The 18,229-nt window shown below is 39.0% G+C and carries 17 protein-coding genes and 1 other annotated feature; of the genes, 12 read left to right on the top strand and 5 right to left on the bottom strand.

Annotation, left to right across the window (positions count from 1 at the left end):
* The first annotated feature begins 34 nt into the window (after positions 1-34).
* Positions 35-2,182, top strand: coding sequence for an ATP-dependent Clp protease ATP-binding subunit (locus ACP8HH_RS04250; RefSeq protein WP_438316289.1), 2,148 nt, complete (start codon positions 35-37; stop codon positions 2,180-2,182).
* A 53-nt stretch (positions 2,183-2,235) separates the two neighbouring features.
* On the opposite strand, the gene ACP8HH_RS04255 is transcribed toward ACP8HH_RS04250, so the two are convergent.
* Positions 2,236-2,418 (bottom strand): DUF2929 family protein, encoded by a 183-nt coding sequence (locus tag ACP8HH_RS04255; RefSeq protein ID WP_438316291.1) that lies wholly within the window; start codon positions 2,416-2,418, stop codon positions 2,236-2,238.
* A gap of 187 nt (positions 2,419-2,605) precedes the next feature.
* Between ACP8HH_RS04255 and ACP8HH_RS04260 the strand changes: the two genes are divergently transcribed.
* Both ACP8HH_RS04260 and fabF read left to right on the top strand, forming a co-directional pair.
* Positions 2,606-3,538, top strand: a complete 933-nt coding sequence (locus tag ACP8HH_RS04260; protein WP_438316294.1) for a beta-ketoacyl-ACP synthase III — start codon at positions 2,606-2,608, stop codon at positions 3,536-3,538.
* 34 nt (positions 3,539-3,572) lie between these two features.
* A complete protein-coding gene (gene fabF, locus ACP8HH_RS04265) occupies positions 3,573-4,808 on the top strand; it encodes a beta-ketoacyl-ACP synthase II (RefSeq protein WP_438316297.1) in 1,236 nt (411 codons plus the stop codon).
* Positions 4,809-5,113: 305 nt separating this feature from the next.
* On the opposite strand, the gene trpS is transcribed toward fabF, so the two are convergent.
* Positions 5,114-6,100 carry a tryptophan--tRNA ligase gene (gene trpS / locus ACP8HH_RS04270; protein ID WP_438316300.1) on the bottom strand — a complete coding sequence of 329 codons (987 nt, stop codon included), beginning with the start codon at positions 6,098-6,100 and terminating at the stop codon, positions 5,114-5,116.
* A gap of 178 nt (positions 6,101-6,278) precedes the next feature.
* Positions 6,279-6,499 (bottom strand) — a binding site (T-box leader).
* A 123-nt stretch (positions 6,500-6,622) separates the two neighbouring features.
* Between trpS and ACP8HH_RS04275 the strand changes: the two genes are divergently transcribed.
* The 5 genes from ACP8HH_RS04275 (at position 6,623) to pepF (ending at position 12,821) form a co-directional block, all read left to right on the top strand.
* On the top strand, positions 6,623-7,825 hold the full coding sequence (locus tag ACP8HH_RS04275; protein ID WP_438316303.1) for a putative glycoside hydrolase: 1,203 nt from the start codon (positions 6,623-6,625) through the stop codon (positions 7,823-7,825).
* Positions 7,826-8,227: 402 nt separating this feature from the next.
* A complete protein-coding gene (gene spxA, locus ACP8HH_RS04280; RefSeq protein ID WP_186669618.1) occupies positions 8,228-8,623 on the top strand; it encodes a transcriptional regulator SpxA in 396 nt (131 codons plus the stop codon).
* A 257-nt stretch (positions 8,624-8,880) separates the two neighbouring features.
* Positions 8,881-9,543 (top strand): adaptor protein MecA, encoded by a 663-nt coding sequence (gene mecA / locus ACP8HH_RS04285; protein WP_438316306.1) that lies wholly within the window; start codon positions 8,881-8,883, stop codon positions 9,541-9,543.
* A 206-nt stretch (positions 9,544-9,749) separates the two neighbouring features.
* Positions 9,750-10,949 carry a competence protein CoiA gene (locus ACP8HH_RS04290; protein WP_438316309.1) on the top strand — a complete coding sequence of 400 codons (1,200 nt, stop codon included), beginning with the start codon at positions 9,750-9,752 and terminating at the stop codon, positions 10,947-10,949.
* Positions 10,950-11,000: 51 nt separating this feature from the next.
* Entirely contained in the window at positions 11,001-12,821 is a 1,821-nt protein-coding gene (gene pepF / locus ACP8HH_RS04295) for an oligoendopeptidase F (RefSeq protein ID WP_438316312.1), read from the top strand.
* 381 nt (positions 12,822-13,202) lie between these two features.
* Here the strand turns inward: pepF and ACP8HH_RS04300 are convergent, their stop codons facing one another.
* The 3 genes from ACP8HH_RS04300 to ACP8HH_RS04310 all read right to left on the bottom strand — a co-directional run bounded on the left by ACP8HH_RS04300 (position 13,203) and on the right by ACP8HH_RS04310 (position 15,210).
* Positions 13,203-14,015, bottom strand: coding sequence for a DsbA family protein (locus ACP8HH_RS04300; protein ID WP_438316314.1), 813 nt, complete (start codon positions 14,013-14,015; stop codon positions 13,203-13,205).
* A complete protein-coding gene (locus ACP8HH_RS04305; RefSeq protein WP_438316317.1) occupies positions 14,012-14,404 on the bottom strand; it encodes a globin in 393 nt (130 codons plus the stop codon). The genes ACP8HH_RS04300 and ACP8HH_RS04305 overlap by 4 nt, the downstream gene beginning before the upstream one ends.
* Positions 14,405-14,508: 104 nt before the next feature.
* Positions 14,509-15,210 carry a lytic transglycosylase domain-containing protein gene (locus ACP8HH_RS04310; protein ID WP_438316320.1) on the bottom strand — a complete coding sequence of 234 codons (702 nt, stop codon included), beginning with the start codon at positions 15,208-15,210 and terminating at the stop codon, positions 14,509-14,511.
* A gap of 117 nt (positions 15,211-15,327) precedes the next feature.
* Here ACP8HH_RS04310 and ACP8HH_RS04315 point away from each other — a divergent pair, with 117 nt between their 5' ends.
* The 4 genes from ACP8HH_RS04315 to ACP8HH_RS04330 all read left to right on the top strand — a co-directional run bounded on the left by ACP8HH_RS04315 (position 15,328) and on the right by ACP8HH_RS04330 (position 18,147).
* The gene (locus tag ACP8HH_RS04315; protein ID WP_438316323.1) at positions 15,328-15,714 is read left to right on the top strand and encodes a hypothetical protein; all 387 of its coding nucleotides are present in this window, start codon (positions 15,328-15,330) and stop codon (positions 15,712-15,714) included.
* A 41-nt stretch (positions 15,715-15,755) separates the two neighbouring features.
* Positions 15,756-16,433: a GTP pyrophosphokinase gene (locus tag ACP8HH_RS04320; RefSeq protein ID WP_438316325.1), complete on the top strand. Its 678-nt coding sequence runs from the start codon at positions 15,756-15,758 to the stop codon at positions 16,431-16,433.
* Positions 16,434-17,234, top strand: coding sequence for an NAD kinase (locus tag ACP8HH_RS04325; protein WP_438316328.1), 801 nt, complete (start codon positions 16,434-16,436; stop codon positions 17,232-17,234).
* Positions 17,235-17,307: 73 nt separating this feature from the next.
* Positions 17,308-18,147, top strand: a complete 840-nt coding sequence (locus tag ACP8HH_RS04330; protein WP_438316331.1) for an RluA family pseudouridine synthase — start codon at positions 17,308-17,310, stop codon at positions 18,145-18,147.
* Positions 18,148-18,229: the final 82 nt, after the last annotated feature.

Genomic DNA, 18,229 nt, shown 5'->3' on the forward strand with positions numbered 1-18,229 from the left:
CAAAGATAGTCAAAGTCAAACATTTGAAAGGTGGATGTATATGAGAATGAACCCTGAACAAGAAGACCAACGCACACCGCTTGAGCAATTTGGACGTAATCTTGTGGAAGATGTGAAAAACGGGAAGATGGATCCTGTAATTGGACGTGATGAAGAAATTCGCAACGTGATTCGAATTCTTTCAAGAAAAACGAAAAATAACCCTGTTCTTATCGGAGAACCAGGTGTAGGGAAGACGGCAATAGTAGAAGGACTTGCACAACGGATTGTCAAAGGCGATGTTCCAGAAGGTTTAAAAGGTCGGGAAATTTTTGAACTGGATATGGCTTCTCTTATTGCGGGTGCGAAATACCGCGGGGAATTTGAAGAACGGCTTAAAAGTGTGCTAAAGCAAGTAAAGGATAGCTCAGGTCAAATTATTCTGTTTATCGATGAAATCCATACAATTGTAGGCGCGGGTAAAACTGAAGGTGCGATGGATGCAGGGAACATGTTAAAACCGATGCTTGCAAGAGGTGAGCTCTTCTGTATCGGAGCGACAACGCTTGATGAATATCGGATGAATATAGAAAAAGACCCGGCACTTGAAAGACGCTTTCAAAAAGTTCTTGTTCGTGAACCGTCTGTTGAAGACACGGTATCGATTTTACGAGGACTTAAAGAAATGTATGAGCTGCATCATGGGGTACGAATTCATGACCGTGCAATTGTAGCGGCCGCAGCCTTATCGGATCGCTATTTAACTGAACGATTTTTACCGGATAAAGCAATAGACTTGATTGACGAAGCAAGTGCGATGATTCGAACTGAAATCGATTCAATGCCTCAGGAACTGGACCAAGTGACGCGCCGAATGATGCAACTTGAAATTGAGGAACAGGCTCTTCGTAAAGAGAAGGATTCTGCAAGTAAGTCACGGCTAGAAGCATTAAGAGTTGAACTTCAAGAGTTAAAAGATTCCTCAGCTGGTATGCGTTCACAGTGGGAAGCTGAGAAGAAAACGCTAAGCGATATCCAAGAAAAGCGTGGTCTGTTAGATCGCTACCGCCGAGAACTCGAAGATGCAGAAAATCGCTTTGATTTGAATAAAGCCGCGGAACTTCGGCATGGTAAAATTCCAGCATTGGAAGCCGAACTTGTAGTATCCGAAGAGCCATTACTAGATGGTAAAGAGAATCGGTTGTTGCGAGAAGAAGTAACCGAAGAAGAAATCGCAATGATTGTTGCTCGCTGGACGGGTATTCCGGTAACAAAACTTGTAGAAGGTGAACGTGAAAAACTGTTGCGTTTACATGAAACATTGAAAGAGAGAGTGATCGGACAGGACGACGCAGTACAACTGGTCACAGAAGCGGTCTGGCGTGCGCGTGCTGGGATTAAAGATCCCGCTAAGCCAATAGGTTCGTTTTTATTCTTAGGGCCTACTGGGGTCGGGAAAACAGAACTTGCGAAAACACTTGCTGCGACTTTATTTGACTCGGAAGATCACTTCATTCGAATTGATATGTCTGAATATATGGAGAAACATAGCGTGTCAAGATTGGTAGGAGCACCGCCAGGATATATTGGTTACGAAGAAGGTGGACAATTGACGGAAGCTGTGCGCAGAAATCCCTATTCAGTTATTCTTTTAGATGAAATCGAAAAAGCCCATCCGGATGTTGCAAATATTCTTCTCCAAGTTTTGGATGATGGACGTATTACAGATAGTCAAGGAAGACTTGTCAATTTCACAAATACGGTCATTATTATGACGTCCAACATCGGTTCCTCATATTTGTTGACAGGTTTGGTAGGTACTGAAAATCATGCAGCAGAAGATTTGGTACTTGCGGAATTAAAAAATCACTTTAAACCAGAACTGCTCAACCGAATGGATGATATTATTATTTTCCACTCACTTACAAGCAGTTCGTTCCAGCTCATCACTCGGAAAATGCTTGAAGATCTTGTCAAACGACTAAGTGAGCAGGAAATTGTTCTGAGTTATGAGGATGAGGTTCTTGAGTGGATTGTAGATCAAGGAACGGATGCCGATTTTGGTGCAAGACCATTAAAAAGATTCATTCAACGTCATGTAGAAACGGTTGTTGCTAAAGAATTGATAGGCGGTCACCTCGAACGCGGCGACGGTTTACATTTGTCGATGGTAGAGGGTAAGTTGACTGTGAATAAAGGCTAAGTAAAAAAAAAGCCACTCCGGAGAAAAATCCGAGTGGCTCTTTTTTTTGCTGATTAATGATCTGCTACAGTACCTTCTGGGATTATTTGACCCATTACAAGGATTAAAACAGAAAGACCGAGTGAAATGATTGCTCCTGCTTGAAAGTTAAATGGAACGTTCGCAATCGAACCAACAACATAGTTTAACAAGGATACTAATAAGAAAGACCAGATAAATGTCATTATGATTTTCATTTAATTCACCTCTACATTACTATTTCTAAAACTATCATATCATAGGGTTCCCTATGGAGAAAGAATTATCTATGCAGAATGAACTTTATTTTGGCGAAATAGTGTCGGTAGGTTGTAAAATGTGTTCATTTCTCTTATTATTAATACTAGGTACTAATAACAGATGATAATGAACGGAGGAAGTTTGATGAATGCTGGTCTTATAAGTATGGGTAAGTATGTGCCGCCCAATATTGTAACGAATGCAGATTTAGAAAAACGAATGGATACTACAGATGAGTGGATTCGTTCACGTACCGGGATTGAAGAAAGACGAATTGCGGACGATTCTATTAATACATCTGATATGGCGTATCATGCAGCGAAAGACGCAATTAAAAATGCTGGCATCAATCCTGAAGAAATCGGTCTAATTCTTGTTGCAACAGTCACACCGGATCAACCTTTTCCATCAGTAGCAGCAATGCTTCAAGAAAAGCTGGGTGCGAAGAATGCTGCGGCAATGGATGTTTCCGCAGCCTGTGCAGGATTTATGTACGGCGTTGTAACGGCGAAACAATTTGTCGAGTCCGGAACATATGACTATGTACTCGTTGTCGGTGTAGAAAAACTTTCGAAGATAACAGACTGGGAAGACCGTAACACTGCAGTTCTTTTTGGAGATGGTGCCGGAGCAACAATAGTTGGTAAAGTTAGTGAAGGCCGGGGAATTTTATCATTTGAACTAGGTGCAGACGGCAGTGGTGGAAAACATCTCTATCAAGCTGATAAACTAATGATGAACGGTCGTGAAGTGTTCAAGTTCGCAGTCCGTCAAATGGGACAGTCAGCGATAAATGTTATTGAAAAAGCGGGACTTACAACAAATGAAGTCGATTATTTAATTCCACACCAGGCGAATATCCGAATTATGGAATCATCTCGTGTGCGACTCGGTTTACCCATTGAAAAAATGTCTAAAACCGTTCATAAATATGGCAATACATCTTCCGCATCTATTCCAATCTCACTTTTTGATGATTTAGAAGAAGGTAAAGTAAAAGACGATGATGTTATCGTTCTAGTTGGGTTTGGCGGAGGGTTAACTTGGGGAGCACTATGTATTAAATGGGGAAGATAAATAATCTAATTTATAATAAAGGGGAGCAAGTACTTTGACTAAAAAACGTGTAGTAGTAACCGGTGTTGGTGCCGTTTCACCAGTTGGAAATTCGGCTGAGGAATCATGGGAAGCGGTAATTAACGGTAAATCTGGTATTGGTATGTTAACGAGACTGGACAGCGAACAATTTCCAGTTAAAGTTGCAGCTGAAGTAAAGGATTTTAATATAGAAGATTATATTGTTAAAAAAGAAGCACGCAAAATGGACCGCTTCACACATTACGCAATTGCTGCGTCAGTAATGGCGATGAAAGATGCGAACCTTGAATTGGATGAAGATTTAAAACTTCGTACAGGTGTCTGGATTGGTTCGGGAATTGGCGGCATGGAAACGCATGAACAACAGTTTAAAATTTTCATGGAACGAGGATACCGTCGTGTCAGTCCGTTTTTTGTACCGATGATGATTCCTGATATGGCTTCAGGACAAGTTGGAATCTATTTCGGAGCGAAAGGTATTAATTCATGTACGGTGACGGCTTGTGCATCGGGAACGAATTCTATTGGAGATGCATTCGAAGTAATTCGTAGGGGTGATGCTGACGTAATGATTACAGGCGGCGCAGAGGCACCAATTACTACAATGTCTGTTGCAGGATTTTGTGCAAATACAGCATTATCTTTGAATCCAGACCCTAACACAGCTTCACGTCCGTTTGATAAAGACCGCGATGGTTTTGTTATCGGTGAAGGAGCAGGAATTTTAATTCTCGAAGAATACGAACATGCCGTAGCGCGTGGGGCGAAAATTTATGCAGAATTGACAGGTTACGGTTCAACAGGAGACGCACATCATATTACAGCTCCAGCACCAGGAGGCGAAGGAGCTGCTCGTTCAATGAGACAAGCGATTGAGCAATCCGAAATTTCTCCAGAACAAATCGGATACATTAATGCACACGGAACAAGTACTCCGTATAACGATCAATTTGAAACGATGGCAGCGAAAGCCGTTTTTGGCGAACATGCGTATAAACTTGCAATGAGCTCGACTAAAGCGTTAACAGGTCACCTTTTGGGTGCTGCTGGTGGTCTTGAGGCAATCTTCACAGTGAAAGCATTAAAAGAAGGAATTCTTCCTCCGACGATGAATTATGTAAATGCAGATCCGGAATGTGATCTTGATTACGTACCAAATGTCGCTCGCAAAGCAAATATTGAGTATGCAATGAGCAACTCACTTGGTTTTGGCGGACATAATGCTTCACTCGTATTCAAAAAAATGTAATATGTTCCAAAAGTGGCACTCCGATTCAATGGAGTGTCTTTTTTGTGGTGAAAAAACCCTCCTTCGACTTAACGTCTAAAAGGAGGGTGCTTGTTCATATCATTAAAGAAAAGCTAAAGGATGAGCTGCGATTACACGACTATTTTTATTTCTCATAAGTTACGGTTTAATCGTAATTAGCGCAACGCATATCATATTTTATTTAAATTATAGAACATTTGGTTATGAGTGGAATCAAGTCATCTATTACATCATTCGGACGCCGGATTTCACATTGCTGATTGGTTCTTCACTCGTATTGGCGATTACCGTTGCCTACCGAGCCCCATCGCATTCTCCATTTTTCGAAGAGTAGCAGAAGCGATTGCGTTCGCTTTTTCCGCACCTTTATCGAGCATTTCATCTAAAACAGAGGACTCCAGAAGCTCATAATACTTTTCTTGGATTGGGGAAAGATGGTTAACAATTGCTTCGGCGACTCCTGCTTTAAATGCACCGTAGCCAAGACCTTCGTATTTCGTTACAAGATCCGCAATTGAAACATTGCTTAAAGCAGACTCGATGGTCAATAAATTAGAGACACCGGGTTTATTGAGCGTGTCGAATAAAACGATGCCGTCCGAATCTGTTACGGCACTTTTTATTTTCTTTTCAATTTCTTTTGGAGTGTCCAATAATGAAAGTGTACCTCTTTTATTTGGATCGGATTTACTCATCTTTTTAAGTGGATCTTGCAACGACTTAATGCGAGCGCCATTTTCAGGGACTTTGATTTCAGGTATCGTTAATACTTTGCCGTAGCGGTTGTTAAAGCGCTCTGCCAAATCCCGCGTAATTTCAAGATGTTGTTTTTGATCATCGCCAACAGGGACGATATCTGTGTTGTACAAAAGAATATCAGCCGCCATTAATGGGGGATACGTAAGTAGAGCAGCAGATACCGCGTCCTTACCATCAGACTTATCTTTAAATTGCGTCATGCGTTCAAGTTCGCCAATATACGCGATACTTTGCATAATCCAGCCAGCTTGTGCGTGTGCAGGAACTTCAGATTGTATGAAAACTACAGAATTCTCGGGATCTATTCCACTTGCAATGTAAATCGCTGCAAGGGAACGGATGGCCTTTCTTAATTCGGTAGGGTCTTGTTGTACTGTGATTGCATGTTGGTCAACAATGCAAAACAAACAATCGTACTCATACTGAAGTTCAGTAAACTGACGAATAGCTCCGATATAATTACCAAGTGTTACAATTCCTGTCGGTTGAATGCCTGAAAAAATTGTTTTCATAATTAATTCCTCCATATTTTTTTATTTTTCAATGAAAAGCGGCTAAAATGCGCCAGGTCCTGTGGCAAAGCCGCACGCCTACGTCGAAAAGGAAGGCGGCTAAAGTGCGCCACGTCCTGTGGCAAAAGCCGCACGCCTACGTCCTGTAGGAGCACAAAAAAAGTCGCCCCTCTACTAATAGAGGGACGACTGAATCGAATTCAACCGTGGTACCACCCGAATTGCCCGAAGGCCACTCAAAGTCCCATAACGCGGGAAACGTGACAGACTACTAAACCATTTAGCGGTTCATCCATCAAGCTCAGGAACCCAATTCTTTCTGCTCAGTTATCTGTTTACACCAACCACAGACTCTCTAAAAACTGAAAACAGAAATACTCTTTCCATCGATGCCGTTTGTTTGTAATAGTTTATGAATTATAAACCTAAGAAATGTATTTTGCAATTTAATTGAGCGAAATTAACGTATCAATTAATCTATTTTATTGCTAATATTGTAAGAAAGGAAGGAATGTTGTCGAAATGAAGCTGATAAAGTGGACGACGGCTTTACTATTAGCCGTTTGTGTAACGATTCCAATGACGGTGTTGGCAGATGAAAAACTAAACGTGGAAAATTTTACAGAACGTACATATGGATTTGAAGAAATCGATAAGCAATTAGTTGCCAATTCCCGGTTATTTAAATTTGATTCTGGATTAACATTCCATTACCCAGATGCTATTCGCGGGATTTATGTAACAGGACACTCGGCGGGAGGCGCACGATTTGAATCTTTAGTTAGTCTTTTAGATACAACGGACCTTAACGCAATGGTCATTGATATTAAAGACGACTATGGAAACATTACGTATGTTCCCGATAAGGATTCCGAGTTATCCTCTTTGGAAATTGGGAAACCTTATATAAAAGACCCAATAAAGATGTTAAAAGAACTTGAGCAGAAAGAAATTTATCCTATTGGGCGAATTGTCGTATTCAAAGACAGTGTGCTTGCGGAGAAACGTCATGACTTAACATTTATGGATGGCGATAAAGTATGGAAAAATGGACGTGGTGAATCCTTTGTAAATCCATTTATGAAGGAAGTTTGGGATCATAACGTCAACATTGCAATTGAAGCTGCAAAAATGGGTTTTCAAGAAATCCAATTTGACTATGTACGCTTTCCAGAAGGATTTGAAAAACGTCATGATGCATTAAAATATGTCTTTGAGGATTATGAAGAATCTGAACTAGATCCAGTGCAGCGACGCGTTGAAGCGATTACTGATTTCGTTGAATATGCTCGCGAGAAATTGAAACCATATGGTGTTAAGGTTTCTGTAGACATCTTTGGATATGCAGCAACGTTAACGGAAGCACCTGGAATTGGTCAAAACTTCTCAAGAATATCTGAAAATGTCGATGTTATTTCATCCATGATTTATCCAAGTCACTGGACATCTTATTTCGGCATTAATAAACCGGATCTTGAACCATATCGTTTAGTATCCGAATATGCAAAAATAGAGAATGAGGTATTGGGTGCACTTGAAAATCCACCAATATCGCGACCGTGGATTCAAGACTTCAGTGCACCATGGCTTGGAGCGGGTAACTACTTAAAGTATGGTAAAACGGAAGTGGACGCTCAAATTAAAGGGCTCAAAGATAATGGCATAAATGAATACCTTCTATGGAATGCTGGAAATCGCTATACTCCTGGTGTCACTTACAAGTAAAATAGGATTCCAAAATGCTGTAGGTGTTTTGGAATCTTTTTCGTTATAAATGAAACCTTTTCCTTTTACAAACGTACTATTAAGTGTAGATTGATTTTTTCAGTAAGAAGAATCTAATTGAGAACTGAACTTTTTTTTTCAAAAGGATGTTTATTTAGGCAATTTGAAGGGTATAACAGATAGTAGAACACAAAAGTGATTTATATATCATTGAAAACCCTGTAATATTAAGGAATTGTGAACATTGGTCAATAAATGTTAAGTATTTCACAAAAAGTGTATTCATCACTATTAAATATGTGTATAATATTACTTAGATAAGGTTAGTTTATAATTATTCTAAATAAATTTCTATAAATACATTTGCGACGATTCAATCTGAAAGGAAGTGTCAGCATTATGATGGTCACATTATTTACGTCACCGAGCTGTACGTCATGCAGAAAAGCAAAAGCATGGTTGGAGGAACATGAAATACCATACACAGAGCGTAACATCTTTTCCGAACCTCTAAATATCGATGAAATAAAAGAAATTCTCCGTATGACTGAAGACGGTACAGATGAGATTATTTCAACGAGATCTAAAATATTTCAAAAACTAAATGTAGATGTAGAAAGTCTTCCACTGCAAAGACTTTATGAGTTGATTCAGGAACATCCTGGTCTACTTAGAAGACCAATTATTCTTGATGAGAAAAGGTTGCAAGTCGGATATAATGAAGATGAAATTCGTCGTTTCCTTCCAAGAAAAGTTAGGGCTTACCAGTTGCTTGAAGCGCGTCGCATGGTAAACTAAATGAACAGAATAATAATGAGCTGGTAGGGGTATGACATTGAAAAATGCCGTAATCCTATCGGCTTTTCATTTTTGCCTTGCATTCATATAAAATGTTCTCTACAATGCTATTACTATCTAAAGTTGTCGTTCTAAGGCGAAACCCTTTCAAATCTCACAGAGCGGTCATATATTAAGAGTAAGGCATTGCAGATTGACTGCATATTATTAAAAGAAATGGGATTCAACCTATTTCGTAAGAAGGGAGAGATTGAGAGATGGAAATCGAGCGTATAAATGAAAATACAGTTAAGTTTTTTTTATCTTATAAAGATATCGAAGAACGTGGTTTCACTCGTGAAGAAGTTTGGTATAATCGCGATAAAAGCGAAGAACTTTTTTGGGAAATGATGGACGAAATCAATGAAGAGTCTGAGTTTGAAGTCGAGGGTCCATTATGGATTCAGGTCCATGCGATGAATAATGGCATCGAAGTAACGGTTACACGCGCTCAGACTTCAGAAGATGGCCAATTGGGGGAATCCCCTTTTTCAGGAGACGATTCCAAGAAACCATTCCGACCCGACATTGAAGTTTTTGATGACACTGACGAAATTGCGACGATTGGACCAGGTGGTACAATGGAGTGGCTTGAAAATACTTTTTACTTTAAAGAATTCGAAGATGTTATTATGCTTTCGGGACGAGTGAAAGAATATAATGTAACAACATCGCTTTACTCACTTGAAAACACATTCTACTTGCACGTTTTGTATGATGAACCCGGTATGGACGATATACAAAAAACAGATTTATACAGTGTTATCACAGAATTCGGAACAGCATCCAACATGACAATCCATCGTCTAGAGGAATATGGAAATGTGATTATGAAATCTGATGTTTTCACACAAACAGATTCGTATTTTGGAACACCATGAATAAATTAACAACGCAGCGCCTAATTGGGTAGCTGCGTTTTTTGTTTGGCGAAAGTTACGGTGTTAATTCGATAACGTTGCGAACTTTCGAGAAGTCAATGCTTGGCGCTGTTCAACGAAACAACTAGTATTCAAAAAACATCGAGTGTAAGAAGATAATCACAATATACTCCGATCAAAAGCGATATAAAAAAACCAACTTCTACTTGCTATTTTGTCTGAGTATTCGTAAAATTGACGTAGAAGAGGAGGGAGAAGCTATTTTAACTGCTAAAAAAGAAGATGGTACAATTATTATTCTGTCCAGTGCGATGAAAAAGGAACAATTGAGAGATTGGCGAAAGAAGATTAATTTCTTTTGTCCACAATGTGATGATCCCGTTCATCTAAAAGTCGGCGACATTGTTATTCCACATTTTGCCCATAAGAGCCATGCGAACTGTTCAGCATCATTTTCAGAAGGAGAAACTCAGATTCATCTTGAAGGGAAAAGACAGTTATATGAGTTTTTCTTGAAAAATAGACAAGAGGTAAAACTGGAACCGTATTTTAGTGCTTTATCACAACGGCCTGATTTGCTCGTAACAACAGATTCCAATAAAGTACCTATTGAGTTTCAGTGCAGCCCAATATCTATAAATATAATGAAACTGAGAACGAATGGTTACCTTAGTGCAGGAATGCGACCGATATGGATTTTGCTTACCCCGCCAAAAATCAGCTTACTCCCGCAAGGTGTCTCTGTATTTGATTTCTCTAAATTTCACGTAAACTTCTTTACGTACAAAACTCCAGAAGGACTTGTTTTCCTCACATATAATCCCCTAACAAAGCAGTTCCATTATTTTAGTAATCTCATTCATATAGGTGGAAAGAGATATATTGGCATCCATCGTGTCCTTCCAATTTCGTTGCAAATCTTCCCTTTTGCACGACCCAAAGCAGCAACAAGCAATGAAATAAACGAGTATGTAAAAATTTATTTAACAAACCGTTTAAAATTTTTAAACTCTCGAGTTTTATTGAGTAGAAAAGGGATTAACGACCCATTTTTAAGATGTTGTTATGAGTTGAAAATCCACCCTGTTGAATTACCATTTTGGATTGGACTACCGCTCCCATTTTCGACTGCATTTCGTGAACATAGTTGTGAATGGCAAATTAGACTGATCCGGTTTTTAAAGAGAAAGGGTCTACGTGTTAGTAATTTATCAATAGAATTAGCAAGAAATTTTATTCGTGAACTTGACCACCCATCTTATAATCAAATAAAAGCTTGCTTGGCGTACCGAGATCTCTTGCTTTCTGTAGGCATTGATTCGCTCCAAGACATAGGTGATTTTGGTGAGGAAAAAATAGTTCAACTATTTGCAGAACGATTACTTGCAAAAAGGAATGAAAATTGAGAAAATAGAAATGATTCGTTTCCCGAACTAAAGGGAGAAGGGGGACTATTAATGACAACTGAAAATAAAAACAAAGTATTAAATCGTGATGAGGTAAAGGTGGAAGAAACTTGGCGCCTTGAAGACATCTTTGAAACCGATGAACAATGGGAAAAAGAGTATAAGGAAGTTGAAGAGTTCACGTTAGAAGCAGCAGCTATTCAAGGGACGCTTGGAAATGGTCCAGAAGCACTTCTAACTGCTTTGGAGTATCGTGATGCTTTGACAGTAAGATTGCGTAAGCTTTACACATATGCACATTTAAAAACCGATCAAGACACAACAAATGGTTTCTATCAAGCAATGGACGGTCGTATTAAAACACTTTTTGTTAAAGTATCGACTGCTTTGTCATTCTTCTTGCCAGAGCTCATGTCAATTGATGAAGATAAATTATCGAAATCTATTGAGGAGCATGAAGGGCTTCGTTTATACAAACAGGAATTTGAAGAAATCAATGCACAACGCCCACATATTTTGCCTGCTGAGCAGGAAGCATTGCTTGCACAAATATCCGAAGTAGTAGGAAGTTCATCGGAAACATTCAGTATGTTAAATAATGCGGACTTAAAGTTTCCGGTCGTTAAAGACGATGATGGTGAAGACGTAGAATTAACACATGGCCGATATGTTGGTTTCCTAGAAAGTGATAATCCCGAAGTTAGAGAAGAAGCATTTAAAGCGATGTATTCGGTATACGGCCAATTTAAAAACACATTTGCATCTACTTTAACGGGCAATGTGAAAAGCAATAACGTCAATGCTCGCATTCGCAATTACTCCTCTGCACGTGAAGCGGCGATGTCGAATAACCATATCCCGGAACAAGTATACGAAAACCTTGTAACTACAATAAATAACAACGTCCACTTGCTACAGAGGTATGTAGCGCTTCGGAAACAAGTCTTTGAATTAGATGAACTTCATATGTGGGATCTCTATGCACCGCTTGTGAAAGACGCGGACATGAAAATCCCTTATGAGGAAGCAACACAGACGATGCTTGAGAGCTTCCATCCACTTGGCGAAGAATACGTGTCAATTGTTAAAGAAGGGCTTGAAAACCGCTGGGTCGACGTTCGTGAGAATAAAGGAAAGCGTTCGGGTGCTTATTCATCAGGATCATACGGCACCAACCCATATGTGCTAATGAACTGGCAAGACAGTGCGAATAATTTATTCACACTGGCACATGAGTTTGGACATAGCGTGCATAGTTATTATTCACGAAAAAACCAACCTTATGTCTACAGTAGCTACTCAATTTTCGTTGCGGAAGTAGCATCCACGGTGAATGAAGCAATTTTAAACGATCATTTACTAAAAACAATTAAGGATGAGCAAAAACGAATCTACCTTCTGAACTATTGGCTAGATGGATTCAGGGGAACTGTTTTCCGTCAGACGATGTTTGCTGAATTTGAACACCGTATCCATCAATTGGATCAGGACGGAGTTGCGTTAACAGCTGATAAGTTAACGGAAGAATATTACGAATTAAATAAAAAGTATTTTGGTGAAGACATAGTTATCGATGAAGAAATTGGACTCGAATGGGCAAGAATTCCACATTTCTACTACAACTATTATGTATACCAATATGCAACAGGATATAGTGCCGCAGTTGCACTAAGCAATCAAATCCTAAATGAAGGCGAACCAGCTGTAGAACGGTATATTAATAACTTCTTGAAGGCGGGATCTTCTGATTATCCTATAGAAGTGCTAAAAAAAGCAGGAGTCGATATGACAAGTGCCGCACCGATTGAAGAAGCATGTCGTGTGTTTGAAGAGAAACTAAATGAACTTGAAGCACTTCTATTAAAGAACTAAAGAACTAAAGAACTAAAGAACTAAAGTAAAAAAGAAACAGTCACTTACACCGATAAGTTTTGGTGTAAATGACTGTTTCTTTCTAATTGAATACAAAACATATGTTATATAAATATAAAGTAAAACGCCTCTAAAAAATAATGAATGTTACAGTCCTGTGAAACTCTTTGTGAATTGTTGATGTTACAGTTATATGATGATACGATAAGGATGTGAAATAAATCACATACAAACATACACCCCTTTTGTTTGATCGTGAGATTTCTCCCATTCCCTTTTTTTTATATAGAGCATCCATTCCCCCCCAGGAGTGGATGCTTCTTTGTTTTGTAAACGTAAAAATGTCCATTGTTCGGAAGAATTCCGGACAATGGACATTTTTTATATTGGTAATCGTTTTTTTCTCCATAACATTGTATCTTGATAAGGTGTACGTTCGACATGTTGTTTTAAAAGACATTTTTTTAATTCTCGTTCTGCTGATTTCTCGCTAATTCTATATATTTCAGCAATTTCCTTCGTAGCTAATGTATCAAATCGACCAAATAGCTCCTTTAATGGAGGAGGGTTATCTGGAATAATCGATTGACCGATGAGCTCTTCAAGAATTTGTTCATATACTTCATAGCCATACATCCCGCTTACTTTTAAGCCTTCATCTTCTATGTTTTCATTGAAGAAAACAAAAGTAGGGGCAGTATCGACTTCCATTTCCCGTGCCATATACAAATCTACCTGTAATGATCTAAGCACATTTTTAGAAGAGAAGTCACGAGTAAACTCATCAACATCCAAATTGAGTTTCCTAGCAATTTCGAGCAGTACTGAGAATGAAGATATATTTCTAGATTTTAAGTAAGAGTACTCAAGCATTTTTGTTAGGAATCTAAAACCAGCACGTTTACCTTGAAACTCTGCTGCTTTAACTGCAATCGATGGGAATGCAATATGAGATTTCTCGCATGTATCGACAATCACATTTCCTTGTGCATTTTGCAAATTCAATATAGGTAGAGTCGTTCGCAATACAATTCGAAGTGTGAAGTATCGCTCATAATCTACTTGTAATTTCCTAAGGATTGGCTGAAGCGTCCAGCAATCTACGCATAGCGGATCGATATAAACATATAGTTCAATCGGTCTCGTTAGCGCGGAAGGACTGAATGAGTATTCCATTAAAGTATGTCTATTCAATGTTGTCCCTCCTCGTTCCTGTTCACCATATGGTGGGCAGTTAGAACGAGTCGATTATAATAAATTTCACGAATTTTACCTTCAAGTCCAACTTCGTCCATAGCTTCTCTCATACAAGATAGCCATGCTTCAGCTCTTATGGGTGTAATGACGAATGGCATATGTCTGGCTTTCATCATCGGATGGCCATGCTCTTCTGAAAATAAGTTTGGTCCACCTAAGTATTGGGTCTGAAATTGTTTTTGTTTACGTGCCGTTTCTGTTAAGTCGTCCGGGAAAATCGGGATAAGGTCTGGGTGGACACCCACTTTAGCATAAAACAAGTCGATTAAATCCGACAACTTCTCTGCACCAATTTCCTCATATGGAATCAAAGGTTTTCTAATCATTATGTCAATCTCCTTTGCTCTGACTGTACTGACATTCTACCAATCCCACACCATTTTAACAAACAAACTGACCTGAATTAAAAGGATTGAAACAAAGGTTTGGTCTATGAATTTAAGTAGCCCAGTACTTTTTGGACGTATTCTTTCGTTTCCTTAAAAGGAGGTATTCCACCATGCTTTTTCACATTTCCAGGACCCGCATTGTAGGCAGCAAGTGCAAGTTTCATATCCCCGCCAAATTGATTGAGCATTTGTCTTAAATACTTAGCTCCCCCAGTAATATTTTGGACTGGATCGAAACTATCATTAACACCAAGAAATTTTGCTGTTCCAGGCATTAATTGCATTAAGCCCTCTGCGCCAGAACGACTAACCACGCTGTTTTTAAAGTTCGATTCTGTTTTAATAACAGCCGAGATTAGTTTTTCAGGCAAGTTAAACTTTTCAGCGGCTTGTTTAATAATGGCTGTGTAGTCACTATTCAAATTAGATGAATGAGCGTTGTTACTAATTCCAGATGGCTTCACGTTTGCTAGAATATCTGAAAGAGACGATGGATGGAATACTGGCTGATTACCGCTGTAGAGCAAACTCTCTGGGTTTGTCAATTTATCCATTATAGTAGAGGAAGTTTGGGAAACAGAAGCACTTCCAAGCACCTCCCCGAGAATGGAGCTGAAAATAGATGACGATGTTGTATTCTCCTTGGCTAAACTTTTAACAGCACCGAGGGATTGCATTGCGTCAATATCCATTAATGTCCGAATTGTACGAGCTTCCATTAAATCAGTCCTTTTCTCTAACAAATATCATTCTTTTAATTAGTATACCAATTTCTACACAGAAACACATTATTCAGACTGCAAGACTGCGCTCCATATGATAAACTAAGCGTAGCGAAACGTGGAAGGGAAGGATTTACTTTGAACAATCAATTACGAGTAGAAACAGCATTAAAAAATGAAAATGAGTTTCTGTTTTTCTTAACATCAGCTATTGAATTTACAAATGAAATACCATCTGGCAAAATGATTACCGACTCGGATGAACTCTCATTCGTTTATCTGCTTGAAATAGAAGAGGGATACAGTCAAGTTCATTTTACGAAAGCAGTTTGGCCACTTATGGTGGATGTATTGAAATCGGATTTAGACCCAATCCTTTCATGGGGAGATAAGCTACTGCCTCTAATAGGATTTAAGGATGAATTAACGATGCTGATATACAATATAGAAGGGAACAACAATTACGGGGAAAAGTTTACCAGTGCTGTTGAGACTGCATTTAAAGAAATTCTACAAAACACTTAATAAAACTACTTTTTTCAATTTGGAAATTAGGAGGTTTTTGAATGGGACAATGGAGTCAGTTTCTTCAACCTTATAAACAAGCTGTAGATGAATTGAAGATTAAACTTAAAGGGATCCGTTCACAATATGAACTTGAGGATGTACATACGCCTGTCGAATTTATTACGGGTAGAGTAAAGCCTCTTGCAAGTATTTATGATAAGACACTTGAACGAGAAATATTGTTTGAACCGTCTGAACAACTTGCTGAAGAAATACAAGATATTGCTGGACTTCGTATCATGTGTCAATTTGTCGATGATATTGCCACAATCGTGGCTACACTAAGACAGCGAAATGATCTTGAAGTGATTGAAGAACGTGATTATATTTCACATAAAAAACCAAGTGGCTATCGTTCATACCATATTATTATAAAATATCCTGTGCAGACAATTCATGGTGAACTAACAATTCTTGCTGAGATACAGATTCGAACACTCGCAATGAATTTCTGGGCTTCAATCGAGCATTCACTGAATTATAAATATGAAGGTGAATTGCCTGCTGAAATTAGCCATCGACTTGAACGTGCTGCTGAAGCTGCTTTTCGATTGGATGAAGAGATGTCGCTTATTCGTGATGAAGTAAAAGATGCCCATTTGTATTTTAGTGCATTCAAAGAAACGGCAACGAGACGATATGGTGAAAATGGAAAGATAGAAAGAAGGTTGAAATAGATGAAATTTGCTATCCAATCACGTAATGATGATTTGTCCAATAAGCTTATGGCGGATGCTAAGGAGTATTTAACTGATTTTGGATTGGTATATGATGAGGAAGAACCTGGGATCGTCTTATCAATCGGAGGAGATGGAACTTTACTTCATGCGTTTCATAAATATAGTCACCGTTTAATAGATACAGCATTTGTTGGAATCCATACGGGCCATCTAGGTTTTTATGCAGATTGGAAACCAGCTGAAATTGAGAAGCTCGTTATTTCTATTGCACGGAAGGAATATAATGTAATTGACTATCCTTTATTAGATGTGACGATTAACTATCAAAACGGAACGGATAGTGTGAAATATCTAGCGCTTAATGAGTCTACGGTTAAATCTCCTGAAGTTACTCTAGTAATGGACGTAGAACTGAATGGCAACCACTTTGAACGTTTCCGTGGGGATGGTCTATGTATGTCAACGCCCTCTGGCTCAACAGCTTATAACAAAGCATTGGGGGGAGCAATTATCCATCCAGGCATTTCCGCCATGCAACTAACCGAAATGGCTTCTATAAATAATAGAGTGTTTCGAACAGTTGGATCGCCTCTGATTTTACCGGCCCACCATAGATGCGTATTAAAGCCGGTAAAGGCACCCGATTTCATGGTAACCGTGGATCATTTACAATTGCTACATAAAGATGTGAAATCGATTGAATATGAAGTGTCCCAAAAAAGAGTGCGATTCGCTAGATTCCGGCCGTTTCCATTTTGGACACGTGTAAGTGATTCGTTTATTGATAGTGAGGATTAATTAGAAAACTATGAACGAGCAATTGCGTCTTCAATTCAAAGTAAAAAAAAGTGGTTTACTACTTCGGGAATTTTTGCATTTAAAAAGTATTTCAAAACGCACATTAACCGCTACTAAATACGATGGTGGAAAATTACTTGTCAACGGTATAGAACGAGATGTTCGACATCCGCTTCATCCGGGAGATGAAGTTGAAATCCAATTTCCACCTGAAAAAATTAGTATGGGTTTAGCGGTCGAGCACGGTGAACTTGATTTGGTTTATGAAGACGATGCACTAATTGTTGTTAACAAACCAGCCGGCCAGAGTACAATTCCATCAAGGGATCACCCATCTGGAACAATTGCAAATTTCTTGGCGGGGAAATTCACAAGAGAACGAGTGCCATCAACTGTTCATATCGTAACAAGGCTCGACCGCAATACGTCTGGTTTAATTTGCATCGCTAGAAACCGGCATATTCATCATTTACTAGGACAGCAAATGATACACTCGGATTTTTTCAGACGATATGAGGCAATAGTAGAAGGACATATTATGAAAGATGCGTTTAGTATTGAAGAGCCGATTGGTAGAGAAGACGGCAGTATTATTAAGCGAGTTGTACGAGAAGATGGACAATATGCAAGGACTGACGTGCTGGTTAGCGAACGTTTTCACATAAAAGGTCGTGCCCTGTCCCGCGTCAATCTTAACCTACATACGGGAAGAACCCACCAAATTCGAGTCCACATGGAATGGGCGGGCCATCCATTAGTTGGAGATGATTTGTATGGTGGCGACGTCTTATTTATTTCACGACAGGCGCTCCATTGCACTGCACTTATGTTTACCCATCCACTTTCCGGGGAATTGAAAGTGTTCGAGAGCAAAGTTCCAAAAGATATGCGTTATCTTAATCAAAATAAGTGAATCTTACATGTTTATTAGAGTAGCTAGAAGGTGCTGTCAGATAGCATTCGTAAACAACAAGAATCGATTTTGACAGTTATAA

It is taken from the genome of Sporosarcina sp. FA9, assembly GCF_051550205.1.
In the GTDB taxonomy this organism is placed as follows: domain Bacteria; phylum Bacillota; class Bacilli; order Bacillales_A; family Planococcaceae; genus Sporosarcina.

Coding starts and splice junctions, on each gene's coding strand:
- ACP8HH_RS04250 (WP_438316289.1), top strand. CDS start 35: ATGTATATGAGAATGAACCCTGAACAAGAAGACCAACGCACACCGCTT.
- ACP8HH_RS04255 (WP_438316291.1), bottom strand. CDS start 2,418: ATGAAAATCATAATGACATTTATCTGGTCTTTCTTATTAGTATCCTTG.
- ACP8HH_RS04260 (WP_438316294.1), top strand. CDS start 2,606: ATGAATGCTGGTCTTATAAGTATGGGTAAGTATGTGCCGCCCAATATT.
- trpS (WP_438316300.1), bottom strand. CDS start 6,100: ATGAAAACAATTTTTTCAGGCATTCAACCGACAGGAATTGTAACACTT.
- ACP8HH_RS04275 (WP_438316303.1), top strand. CDS start 6,623: ATGAAGCTGATAAAGTGGACGACGGCTTTACTATTAGCCGTTTGTGTA.
- spxA (WP_186669618.1), top strand. CDS start 8,228: ATGGTCACATTATTTACGTCACCGAGCTGTACGTCATGCAGAAAAGCA.
- mecA (WP_438316306.1), top strand. CDS start 8,881: ATGGAAATCGAGCGTATAAATGAAAATACAGTTAAGTTTTTTTTATCT.
- pepF (WP_438316312.1), top strand. CDS start 11,001: ATGACAACTGAAAATAAAAACAAAGTATTAAATCGTGATGAGGTAAAG.
- ACP8HH_RS04305 (WP_438316317.1), bottom strand. CDS start 14,404: ATGATTAGAAAACCTTTGATTCCATATGAGGAAATTGGTGCAGAGAAG.
- ACP8HH_RS04320 (WP_438316325.1), top strand. CDS start 15,756: ATGGGACAATGGAGTCAGTTTCTTCAACCTTATAAACAAGCTGTAGAT.
- ACP8HH_RS04325 (WP_438316328.1), top strand. CDS start 16,434: ATGAAATTTGCTATCCAATCACGTAATGATGATTTGTCCAATAAGCTT.